The 11,840-nt window shown below is 33.6% G+C and carries 14 protein-coding genes; all 14 read left to right on the top strand.

Features of this window, described 5'->3' with window-relative positions; genetic code table 11:
- Position 1 precedes the first annotated feature (1 nt).
- The 14 genes from ABD816_RS01530 (at position 2) to ABD816_RS01465 (ending at position 11,837) form a co-directional block, all read left to right on the top strand.
- Entirely contained in the window at positions 2–955 is a 954-nt protein-coding gene (locus tag ABD816_RS01530) for an AAA family ATPase (protein ID WP_344924108.1), read from the top strand.
- Positions 956–1,345: 390 nt separating this feature from the next.
- Positions 1,346–1,798, top strand: a complete 453-nt coding sequence (locus ABD816_RS01525) for a hypothetical protein (RefSeq protein ID WP_344924106.1) — start codon at positions 1,346–1,348, stop codon at positions 1,796–1,798.
- Between the two features lie 355 nt (positions 1,799–2,153).
- Positions 2,154–4,421, top strand: a complete 2,268-nt coding sequence (locus tag ABD816_RS01520) for an aconitate hydratase (RefSeq protein ID WP_344924105.1) — start codon at positions 2,154–2,156, stop codon at positions 4,419–4,421.
- Positions 4,422–4,523: 102 nt separating this feature from the next.
- Entirely contained in the window at positions 4,524–5,204 is a 681-nt protein-coding gene (locus ABD816_RS01515) for an NUDIX hydrolase (protein WP_344924104.1), read from the top strand.
- Between the two features lie 218 nt (positions 5,205–5,422).
- Positions 5,423–6,244, top strand: a complete 822-nt coding sequence (gene prs / locus ABD816_RS01510) for a ribose-phosphate diphosphokinase (protein ID WP_344924103.1) — start codon at positions 5,423–5,425, stop codon at positions 6,242–6,244.
- A gap of 56 nt (positions 6,245–6,300) precedes the next feature.
- A complete protein-coding gene (locus ABD816_RS01505; RefSeq protein WP_344924101.1) occupies positions 6,301–6,756 on the top strand; it encodes a nucleoside 2-deoxyribosyltransferase domain-containing protein in 456 nt (151 codons plus the stop codon).
- Positions 6,756–7,703 (top strand): ADP-ribosylglycohydrolase family protein, encoded by a 948-nt coding sequence (locus ABD816_RS01500; protein WP_344924099.1) that lies wholly within the window; start codon positions 6,756–6,758, stop codon positions 7,701–7,703. Before ABD816_RS01505 ends, ABD816_RS01500 begins: the two co-directional genes overlap by 1 nt.
- Positions 7,704–7,759: 56 nt before the next feature.
- On the top strand, positions 7,760–8,308 hold the full coding sequence (gene ybiA / locus ABD816_RS01495) for a riboflavin biosynthesis intermediates N-glycosidase (protein ID WP_344924097.1): 549 nt from the start codon (positions 7,760–7,762) through the stop codon (positions 8,306–8,308).
- Between the two features lie 22 nt (positions 8,309–8,330).
- A complete protein-coding gene (locus ABD816_RS01490; RefSeq protein ID WP_344924096.1) occupies positions 8,331–9,155 on the top strand; it encodes a TIGR02452 family protein in 825 nt (274 codons plus the stop codon).
- Complete coding sequence (locus ABD816_RS01485) at positions 9,155–9,790, top strand: DUF4291 domain-containing protein (protein WP_344924093.1); 636 nt, start codon at positions 9,155–9,157, stop codon at positions 9,788–9,790. The genes ABD816_RS01490 and ABD816_RS01485 overlap by 1 nt, the downstream gene beginning before the upstream one ends.
- A gap of 177 nt (positions 9,791–9,967) precedes the next feature.
- Positions 9,968–10,111: a macro domain-containing protein gene (locus tag ABD816_RS01480; RefSeq protein WP_344924089.1), complete on the top strand. Its 144-nt coding sequence runs from the start codon at positions 9,968–9,970 to the stop codon at positions 10,109–10,111.
- Positions 10,112–10,261: 150 nt separating this feature from the next.
- Positions 10,262–10,774 (top strand): O-acetyl-ADP-ribose deacetylase, encoded by a 513-nt coding sequence (locus tag ABD816_RS01475; RefSeq protein WP_344924087.1) that lies wholly within the window; start codon positions 10,262–10,264, stop codon positions 10,772–10,774.
- Complete coding sequence (locus ABD816_RS01470) at positions 10,771–11,298, top strand: LOG family protein (protein ID WP_344924086.1); 528 nt, start codon at positions 10,771–10,773, stop codon at positions 11,296–11,298. Before ABD816_RS01475 ends, ABD816_RS01470 begins: the two co-directional genes overlap by 4 nt.
- Complete coding sequence (locus ABD816_RS01465) at positions 11,295–11,837, top strand: RNA 2'-phosphotransferase (RefSeq protein ID WP_344924084.1); 543 nt, start codon at positions 11,295–11,297, stop codon at positions 11,835–11,837. The genes ABD816_RS01470 and ABD816_RS01465 overlap by 4 nt, the downstream gene beginning before the upstream one ends.
- Positions 11,838–11,840 lie beyond the last annotated feature (3 nt).

Here is an 11,840-nt window from a genome sequence, read left to right as displayed (position 1 = left end):
TATGTCAGACGTTGCAGCGGTAGAAAAACTGGTAAGCAAACATGCCGAACTAAAGAAAGAAATAGCGAAGATTATTATAGGTCAGGATGAAGTAATTGATCAAATATTGATTGCTGTTTTTTCCGGAGGACATGCACTTTTAATTGGTGTTCCCGGATTAGCAAAAACATTAATGGTTAATACCATATCAAAAGCATTAGGATTAGATTTCAAAAGAATACAATTTACACCTGATCTCATGCCAAGTGATATATTAGGAAGTGAGATTCTGGATGAGTCCAGGCACTTTAAATTTATTAAAGGACCTGTTTTTTCTAATATTATTTTAGCGGATGAGATCAACAGGACTCCACCAAAAACTCAGGCAGCCTTATTGGAAGCCATGCAGGAACGATCAGTAACAGTTGCAGGCCATAATTATAAACTAGACCTGCCATATTTTGTATTAGCAACCCAGAATCCAATTGAGCAAGAAGGAACCTATCCATTACCAGAAGCACAATTAGATAGGTTTATGTTCGCAATAGAATTAAAGTATCCAAGTTTTGAAGAGGAGGTACAAGTAGTTAAGAGCACAACTGGAGATACTTCTAAAACTATTAATTCATTATTTACAGCACAAGAAATAATTGATTTTCAACATGTAATTCGTCGTATTCCAGTGGCAGATAATGTTGTGGAATATGCTGTGGGTATGGTTGCTAAGACACGGCCAGGTGAAGTAGCTGCCACAGAATTAGTTAAAAAATATGTGGATTGGGGCGCAGGCCCAAGAGCTTCACAAAATCTGGTTTTAGGAGCTAAAGCAAATGCGGCTATTAAAGGAAAGTTCTCACCTGATATTGAAGACGTACAAGCGGTTGCTACAGGTATACTGCGTCATAGACTGATAAAAAACTATAAAGCAGAAGCAGAAGGTGTAAGTATAGAAGATATTATTAAAAGCCTTTTTTGAAAAATATAGTGATTATTTCTTTATGCTATTCATACGTTGATAGTCTCAATATGAATTTGTAAGATCGCTGTCTGGTAGTTTTTCCTTTATGATTGTGTCATATTAACAGCATTATAGTTAAATGTAAGGTAAATCTGAATTTGATCGTTATATTGTGTCTTTTGCGTAGTACAGTAACTCATCTTAATTTTTCTTTCTCCTCTATTACTCATTCTATATATTTTTTTACTTAAAAAATTACTTTTTCTATTATAAAGTGGTTCAGTCACTTGTGGGTTAAATATTACGAATTTAAATTAAAATCATCTACGAAATTAAACCTTTATCGGATTAACAGGTCTTAATAGTGAACGTTCGATAGAAATTAATGTATAATTTAAAAAAATAAAGATGAAAAAAGTAATAACCTACATAATGATAGTATGTGTCGGATTTACAGCATTAGCTGCACAATCAAATGATCCTGGAGATCGAAAAGAATTGAGAAAAAAATTTAAATCAAGTCTTTCTGAAGATCAGAAGGCGCAATTAGAGTCAAAAAGAGCAATGAGAAAAGAGCATAGAGAAGCTTTTAGAGCTACTTTTACTGAAGAGCAAAAAGCGATTCGAGATAATGATAACCTTTCCAGAAAAGGAAAAAAAGAAGCACTAAAAGAAACATTGAGTGAGGAACAAATAAAAATAAAAAATACTCACAAAGAAATTATGAAAGCAGAAAATGCTAAGTTTGAAGCAACTTTAAGCAAAGAACAGCTTGCTCAATATGAAGAATTGAAGAAGATGAGAAAAGATGGTCATAAAGGAAAAAGAGGCGGTCGAAAAGGAGGAGAGCAAAAAGAGTAATAATTTAGTAAGGTTACGTTACAAAAAGAGGCTGTCTGAAAAGATGGTCTCTTTTTTGTTTTAATATTTTTTAGTAGGGTTTTTGTTTTTGCACGTGTTGAATAATCAAGGATATTATTCTCTAAAAGAATTGATTGCAATAGAAGTTTTCATGGTGAATTATAAAATAAAAAATAATTATTTAGGATTATTTTTATGCGATTACTATTTAAGGTGTTTTAAATTTAGTAATTTAATTAAATAGAGACATATTTTTTTTAAAACGATAAAAAAGGATTATTAATAGAATTCATTTAAAAAAATCCTTTAAAATTCGTACTTTCGTCAGACTTTTCAATACTTAAAAATATAGTATATGGCATTTGATATCGATATGATAAAAAAGGTCTATAGTCAAGTAGCCGATCGTGTAAATATAGCACGAGAAGTTACTGGTAAGCCTTTAACATTAGCAGAGAAAATTTTATACTCGCACCTTTGGGATGTAGACAACAAAAAAGCCTTTACCAGAGGTAAAGATTATGTTGATTTTGCACCAGACCGTATTGCTTGTCAGGATGCTACAGCACAGATGGCATTATTGCAATTTATGCAGGCAGGAAAAAATAAAGTAGCAGTGCCTACTACAGTGCATTGCGATCACTTAATACAAGCAAAAGAAGGTGCAGCAAAAGATTTGAAACACGCTAATGATGTTAGTAGCGAGGTTTTTAATTTTCTAGAATCTGTTTCTGATAAATATGGAATTGGTTTCTGGAAACCAGGGGCCGGTATTATACATCAGGTAGTTTTAGAAAATTATGCTTTCCCGGGAGGTATGATGATTGGTACTGATTCCCATACAGTGAATGCTGGTGGTTTGGGAATGGTTGCTATTGGAGTTGGTGGAGCGGATGCTGTAGACGTTATGGCTGGTATGGCTTGGGAATTAAAATTCCCTAAGTTAATCGGGGTAAAATTAACAGGTACCTTATCAGGTTGGACCGCGCCAAAAGATGTTATTTTAAAAGTAGCCGAAATTCTTACAGTTAAAGGAGGTACTGGTGCAATAGTTGAATATTTTGGACCTGGAGCAACCTCTATGTCTTGTACAGGGAAAGGTACTATTTGTAACATGGGTGCTGAGATTGGTGCTACCACATCTACTTTTGGGTACGACGAATCTATGGAGCGATATTTACGCGCAACAGAAAGAGCAGATGTCGCAGATGCCGCAAATCAAGTAAAAGAACATTTGACAGCTGATCCTGAAGTGTATGCTAATCCAGAGCAATATTTTGATCAGGTAATTGAAATCAACTTATCTGAATTAGGACCATTGTTAAACGGACCATTTACACCAGATTTATCTACTGAGGTGGGTGCTGATATGAATAAGAAAGCAAAAGCTAATGACTGGCCACTTGTTGTAGAATGGGGATTGATAGGTTCTTGTACAAATTCTTCTTATGAGGATTTATCACGGGCTTCGTCAATTGCACAACAAGCTTTAGATAAAGGATTAAAGATAAAATCAGAACTCGGTATTAATCCAGGTTCTGAACAAGTAAGATATACAGCTGATAGAGATGGTATTCTTGGGATATTCGAAAAACTAGATGCTAAAATATTTACCAATGCCTGTGGACCTTGTATTGGTCAATGGGCTAGATATAGTGATCCTAAAAATGCACCAAAAAATAGTATTGTTCATTCTTTTAATAGAAACTTTGCTAAGCGTGCCGATGGGAATCCTAATACACATGCTTTTGTAGCCTCTCCTGAATTAACTGCTGCTATAGCAGTAGCAGGACGTTTGGATTTTAATCCATTAACAGATAAGCTTATTAATGAAAATGGAGAAGAAGTGATGTTTGATGAACCAACAGGATGGGAATTACCTCCTAAAGGTTTTGAAGTAGAAGATGCAGGATATCTGGCACCACAGGAAGATGGATCAGGTGTAGAAGTTAAAGTAAGTCCTACATCAGAAAGATTACAATTATTAACTCCTTTTGAACCAATAGGTAATGAGATAAAAGGTGCTAAATTATTAATTAAGGCTTTCGGAAAATGTACTACAGATCATATTTCTATGGCTGGACCATGGTTACGCTACAGAGGGCATTTAGATAATATTTCTAATAACTGTCTTATTGGAGCAGTCAATGCATTTGGAAAGAAAACAAATTTTGTTAAGAACCAATTAACCGGCGAGTATGGTGGTGTGCCTGATACAGCAAGAGCTTATAAAGCGACAGGGATACGAACTATAGTGGTGGGAGATCACAACTATGGTGAAGGTTCTTCTCGTGAACACGCAGCAATGGAACCCAGACATCTAGGTGTTGCCGCTGTTATTGTTAAATCATTTGCTCGTATTCATGAGACAAATTTAAAAAAGCAAGGGATGCTAGGGTTAACTTTTGTTAACGAAGCAGATTATGATAAGATTCAGGAAGATGATACGATCAATTTTTTAGATTTAAACGAATTTGCACCAGGAAAAACTTTAAATATAGAGTTTGTTCACGCAGATGGTTCTAAAGATGTAATTGAGGTGAACCATACTTATAACCAATCACAAATTGATTGGTATAACGAAGGTTCTGCTTTGAATCTTATTAAAAAAGAGAATGCATAAGTGTTAATAGATAGTTGTACGACTATTTTTTACAGAACTCCCGTAGATAATTTCTTCGGGAGTTTTTTTATTCTGAAATAGGAAATGCTTAAATTTGCGTATATGATACGCCAAAATATCAAAGTTGCTGTAGATGCTGTAGTCTTTGGGTACAAAGACAAAACCCTGAACGTTTTATTAATTAAACGAAATATTGATCCATTTAAAGATTCGTGGGCACTACCAGGAGGTTTGGTATTAGAAGATGAAAGCCTGGAGGATGCAGTAGAACGCGAATTAAAAGAAGAAACTAATGTTACTATTGATTACCTGGAACAATTATATTCTTTTGGTAAACCGGGTAGAGATCCTAGAAACAGAGTTGTAAGTGTTACTTATTTTGCATTGGTTAAACCAGAACATCATTCTATAAAAGCAGATACAGATGCAAAAGATGTAGCCTGGTTTGATTTACAAGAGTTGCCAGAACTCGCTTTTGACCATCAACATATTGTAGATGTAGCAAAAGAACGACTACAAAATAAATTAACTTATGAACCTATAGGATTCGATCTGTTAGCAGATAAGTTTTTATTCTCGGATTTGGAGAAATTATATATGACAATCTTAGAAAAACAGATTGATAGAAGAAATTTTAGAAAGAAAATCCTAAGTTTCGATATTTTAGAAGAATTGGATGAGAAAGTTTCTGAAGGAAGAGGAAGACCTGCAAACCTCTTTAAAATAAATCAAAAACAATACTTCAAACTTAAAAAAGAAGGTTTTCTTTTTGATATTAAATAATCTGCTGAATATTTTTTACACTTACTTCGATATTTCTGTAGACTGGTATGATAAATTACTGTTTGCATTATGACTATCTATATGTATTTAAGGAGGACTTAGTATTTTCTACTTCTCTTCTACCCAAGGTCTTCTAAGTTTAATTTATTGTATTTTTTACGCAAAATATTTGGTCAGTTAGTAATTGTGTTTTAAATTTGCGTAAAAATAACACAATTATGAAATATTTACATCTTGATCAGTCGTTTGCTCCTTTTGAACCATCTATCGCTTTTGAATCTTTCGTATTTAATGGAGGAGAACCTCATATAAAAATTTTAGAAGAATCTGTGGGTACTGAGATAACTATTACTCATAGATTGAATTCTTTTAATGATGTAGGTTTACTGTTGATCGCTACAGATGCATTACTTAGAATGGATGTACAATTAATTAATGTGTTGATACCATATTTTCCAGCAGCTAGACAAGATCGTATAATGGTTGCGGGAGAATCATTAAGTGTAAAAGTATATACTGATATTTTGAACGCACAAAATTATAATCAGATTACAGTGTTTGATCCACATTCTGAAGTAACTCCGGCATTACTGACTAATGTAAAGACAATTCACAATTATGATTTTGTAAAACAGTGTTTAGGACATATTAAAGAAGAAGTGATTTTGATTTCTCCAGACGGTGGTGCTTTAAAAAAGATTTATAAAGTGTCAGAATATTTAGGAGGAATTCAAGTAGTAGAATGTTCTAAAAAAAGAGATGTAAAAACCGGAAAATTGTCTGGGTTTAGAGTGTATGAAGATGATTTACAAAGGAAACATTGCGTAATTGTAGATGATATTTGTGATGGGGGAGGTACTTTTTTAGGATTGGCAACCGCTTTAAAAGAAAAAAATGCAGGAAAATTAAGCCTGATTGTAAGTCACGGAATTTTTAGCAAGGGATTCGAAGCGTTAACGACCTCTTTTGACACGGTATTTACTACCAATTCTTTTAGAGATATTGAAGAGGAAAATATAGTTCAAATCCCAGTTGTTTAAAATGTTTGATTCATTTATTAAATTTTTGAGGGATAGGAGAGTAATAAAACAAAACAATGAAACTAATAACAGCACCATCGTTTATAGAACTGGATAAAAATCTAAGTGTTTTTCTGGCAGGAAGCATAGAAGTAGATAGTGCAGAAAGATGGCAGGATCTAGTCATAAGAGAGTTATCAGAGGATAAAGTTACGCTATTAAATCCCAGAAGAGCCAGTTGGGATAATAGTTGGGAGCAAAGTATTGATAACCCAAAGTTTAATGAACAAGTAACCTGGGAGTTAGATGCATTAGAACAGGCTGATCTGATTATACTGTATTTTGATAAAAACACAAAATCTCCAATTTCTTTATTAGAATTAGGTTTATATGCAGCAAGTAATAAATTAATTGTGTGCTGTCCTGATGGTTTTTGGAGAAAAGGGAATGTAGATATTGTCTGTAAACGATACGGAGTACCACAAGTAGATAGTTTAGAAGAATTAATTAACAAAGTAAAGCAACGATTATAATGAGAACACTATTAGAACATATAAAAGGAGGCATTTTTGGAGTAGCGGTTGGCGATGCATTAGGTGTTCCTTATGAGTTTCTGGATAGGGATCAAATGAAAAAAAAACCTGCACGGGATATGATAGGATATGGTACACATAATCAACCAGAAGGGACTTGGTCAGATGATAGTTCCTTAACTTTTTGTCTGATGGAGAGTTTGTGTAGTGGATATGATTTAAATGATATTGGAAGAAAATTTATTCAATGGGGAAATCAGAAGATTTGGACACCTTATGGATATGTTTTCGATATTGGAATCACTACTAAATATGCATTACATTACTTAGATCAAGGTAATAATCCTGAAATATGTGGAGGAATGGATGAACACTCTAATGGGAATGGATCTTTGATGAGGATTTTACCAATCGTATTTTTTTTAAAGAATGAAAATGACATTCAAAAAAGATATAATGTGGTTAAAAGCGTTTCTTCAATTACTCATGCTCATTTTAGATCAGTATTTGCCTGTTTTATTTATGTGGAATATGCTTTGTTGTTGTTAGAAGGAAAAGATAAAGTAGAAGCTTATGCAACTATTAAAAAGCCAATTTTGGATTTTGGAATTAGAAATGAATTTAATCCAAAGGAAATTGGTCTTTTTGAAAGGATTTTAGAAGAAGATATTTCTAAACAAGATCGGTTTAATATCAAAGGAACCGGATATGTTCTAAGATCATTAGAAGCTTCTTTTTGGTGTTTACTAACTACAGATTCTTATCAAGAAGCTGTTTTAAAAGCGGTGAATTTAGGAGAAGATACTGATACTACAGCAGCCATTACCGGAGGGTTAGCAGGATTGTATTATGGATATGATACCATTCCTGAAGCTTGGAAATTTCAGTTAGCACGATTTGAGGATATAGAAACGCTGATAGAAAGATTTAATAAATCATTAATTTAAACATACAATTTTTAGTATGTAAAAAATAAACACGTTGTATTTGGCGTGTCAATAAGATGAAATATACATTACAAAATATACAAGAACAATTCAATAAAGGGAAGAGTTTAAAATATCTTTTCTTTTGGGGACATACTCCCAATAAAAATGGAAGTATTGGTAAAAGCTGCTTCAGTCAATGGTGGAATGCACCTTTTGAAGTAGAAGGGATCCAGTATAAAACAGCAGAACATTGGATGATGGCAGAAAAAGCCAGATTGTTTAATGATACGGCAATTATACAAGAGGTCATAGACTGCGGTCACCCAATGGAAGCAAAACAATTGGGTAGAAAAGTAAAGAATTTTGACCCTGCTATTTGGAACGAGCATAAATATCAAATCGTAAAAAAGGGAAACTACCATAAGTTTTCTCAGGATGATGAGATGAAGCAGTTTTTGTTAAATACCAAGAAAAGAATTATTGTAGAAGCAAGTCCAAGAGATCGTATATGGGGCATCGGAATGGGACAAGCAAATGAAAAAGCACAAAATCCTAACTTATGGAGAGGTCAGAACTTATTAGGTTTTGCCTTGATGGAAGTGAGGGATGAATTAAGCCCGTGAAGGACTTTTAAAAAAATGGTAAATGCAAAAGATATTAAGAAAAATAACAGCAAAAGAAACCTTAAAAATAACAGAACAAGGTTTTTATATAAATGAAAAAGAAGAAAAGGTTGATATAGAAGAGATTCAAAAAGAAGCTGTAGAAGGAACCAAATTTTATACTTCAGCAGTATTGGATACACTTCTTACCAATCAAGAACTTCGCGGTACATACACTACTTCTTTTGAGGTTGTAGATGAGACGACAATACATAGTATACAGCGTTTGGCATCATTAGGTTTCTCTGATCCCATGTGTTTAAATTTTGCGTCAGCAAAAAATCCAGGTGGAGGTTTTTTTAATGGAGCACAAGCACAAGAAGAAAGTATTGCCAGATCATCTGGATTATATCCGTGTCAAATTTCGGCTATTGATTTTTATGAAACACATAGAGCTATGAAATCCTGTATGTATACAGATGGAATGATCTATAGTCCTAAAGTTCCTGTGATTAGAAAAGATAGCGGACGGTTATTGTATAGCCCGGTTTTAAGTTCAATTATTACTTCTGCTGCAGTGAATACAGGAGTTGTAAAACGATTTGAATCTGATAGGATATCAGAAGTAGAAGGTGTTATGCGAACAAAAATTGATAAATTATTGGCTTTATCTGCCGATAATAAAAATAAGACATTGATTTTGGGAGCGTGGGGTTGCGGAGTATTCCAGAATGATCCTGTTATGATAGCAGGCTTGTTTTCAGAGTTATTAAAAAATAAATACAAAGGAGTATTTGACAAAGTTGTATTTGCCATATACGCCAAGAATAAAAAGTTTATAGAAGCTTTTAAGAATGAATTTGAGTGATGAAATTAGTATTAAAAAAATATAAAGAACAAGAAAAACATTGGCCACAAGACGGGCATCATATTATGGCACAATACAATGATGATACAATAGTAGTATATCAATCATACCGACCAGAAATCGGAAATTTTGCTGTAGCGAATCAATATTTTGGAGGCGCTTTTAGTCTGGAGAGGATGACATGGATCAAGCCTAATTTTTTATGGATGATGTATCGTAATGGTTGGGGAACAAAAGAAGGGCAAGAAGTAGTTTTAGCGATACATCTTAAAAGAGAAGCCTTTGAGAAGTATCTAAAAAATGCGGTGTATTCTTCATTTAAATCTAATCTATATGAATCACAGGAGGCATGGCAAGAAGATATACAACGATCTAATGTCAGATTACAATGGGATCCGGATCACGATCCTTTTGGAGCAAAACTAGCACGAAGAGCTATACAGATTGGATTAAGGAAAGAATTTACGATATCATATGCTACAGAAGATATTCTGGAAATCGAGGATATCTCTGAGTTTGTAACAGCACAATACGAATTTGTGAAATCAAATGCCTTAGAGAATTTAATGATTCCACTAGAGAAGCCTTTGGTTTTTGATGATGATGAATTGAATAGCTATTTAATGTTGAAATGAAAAGAAGCAGATTTAGAAACAGAAAACGGAGATAAATCGAAATTAAATAAAATCAGTTGGGTTAAAACTGAGACAGAAAACTGAGAATTAATAATAGTAAATGGATATACTTAATTTAATTGGAGAGGAAGCGGAAGAAAGACAGATTATGAAGCAATTCGAGAAGTATTTAAAGAAGTGAAGGAAAAGTTTTCAGGATTACGAATTGGATACCCAGCAATTGGAGCAGGTTTAGCTGGAGGAGATTGGGGAATAATCTTATATATTATTGATGAAGAATTGAAAGATGCAAACCATACTTTTGTTGAATTTGTAAAATAATAAAATAACCTGACAGGCAACTTTGTGTATGTGCCCATAGCCAGTAAAATCTTACCGTTATATATGAGACTGACATAAGAATAGTAGTTTCTATTTTACTGAATGGATAAATAATGTAGAAAATTGGGAAAAAAGTAAATTTTATTTAAAATGAAACTAAAAGTAATCCAATCTGATATTACCACAATACAAGTAGATGCAATTGTCAATGCAGCAAACACCTCTTTATTAGGTGGTGGTGGAGTAGATGGAGCGATTCATCGCAAGGGTGGTGCTGAGATTTTAGAAGCATGCAGGAAGATAAGAGCAACTCAGGGGAACTGCAAAGTTGGAGAAGCTGTAATTACTACAGCAGGTAAATTACCAGCGATCTATGTAATTCATACAGTTGGCCCCGTATGGAACAAAGGAGGGAAAGAAAAAGAATCGTTATTAAAAAAATGCTATATCAATTCATTAAAATTAGCGATTGAAAATAATATTAAGACCATTGCTTTTCCCAATATTAGTACAGGAATCTATAAGTTCCCAAAAGAATTAGCAGCCAAAATTGCAATCGAAACGGTTAGGAATTTTGAAGAACCAAGTCAGATTGATGAAGTCACTTTTGTCTGTTTTGATGAAGAGAATTTTGAATTGTATAAAAAAATAGTAGAAAAATGAAAGAAATAAAATATGCAGCATTATTTGGTGGAGCCGGTAAGAATCGCGAAAGTAAGGAATATAAAGAAACAGTACAGATAGGTTCTCTATTAGCAGAAAAAGGATATGTAGTAAAAAACGGGGGATATGGGGGAATGATGGAAGCGGTTTCTAAAGGAATCTTGCAATCTGGAGGAAGAGCGATAGGTATTACCTGTAAACAAGTGGGCTCAGAAAAAGGAAATGAATTTTTGTCAGAAACCATTGTAACAGAAACACTATATCAACGTCTGGAATTATTAATAAAAGAGACGAATGTTTTTGTTATTCAAAGAGGGGGGATAGGTACGTTATCTGAGGTGTTTCTAACCTTGGATATTATACGCAAAGAACGATCTGCGAATAGACCTAAAGTATTCTTTATAGGAAGTTTTTGGAACGAAATTATCGAAACATTAAAAAACAATATAATTCCAGAGTATGAGCATCACTTGTTCAGGATATGTATGGATTACGAGGAGTTTAAAAGAGAATTATTAAAATGAAAACGAACAATAAAAATATAAGTAAATTTTTAAGCCTGATTCTAAGACATAATCCTGGAAAGATCGGACTGCAATTAGATAAACAAGGCTGGGCAGATGTAGAAGAACTATTACAAAAAATAAATACAAGCAAACCTGGTTTGACAATGGAAGTTTTAGAAGATGTAGTAAAAAGTTGTGATAAACAACGGTTCGCTTTTAATGAAGACAGATCTAAAATCAGGGCAAATCAGGGGCATTCTGTAAAAGTAGATTTAGAATATACACCTGTAGAACCTCCAGAGTTTTTGTACCACGGTACCGTAGGGAAATTTAGAGAAGATATACGACGAAAAGGATTGTTGAAAATGAATAGACATCATGTGCATCTGAGTGTAGACAGAGAAACAGCGATGCGGGTAGGATCCAGAAGAGGTGTGCCTGTTATATTAACAGTAAGATCAGGTGATATGTATCGTTCTGGTATTGAGTTTTACCAATCAGCAAATGGAGTGTGGCTTACAGATATCGTAGCAGCAAAGTATATTGAATTTAAATGAAAA

It is taken from the genome of Aquimarina addita (assembly GCF_039539305.1).
Lineage (GTDB): Bacteria > Bacteroidota > Bacteroidia > Flavobacteriales > Flavobacteriaceae > Aquimarina > Aquimarina addita.
Note: the sequence above shows the minus strand (reverse complement) of the source record. Positions and strands in the feature narration are given on the sequence as shown.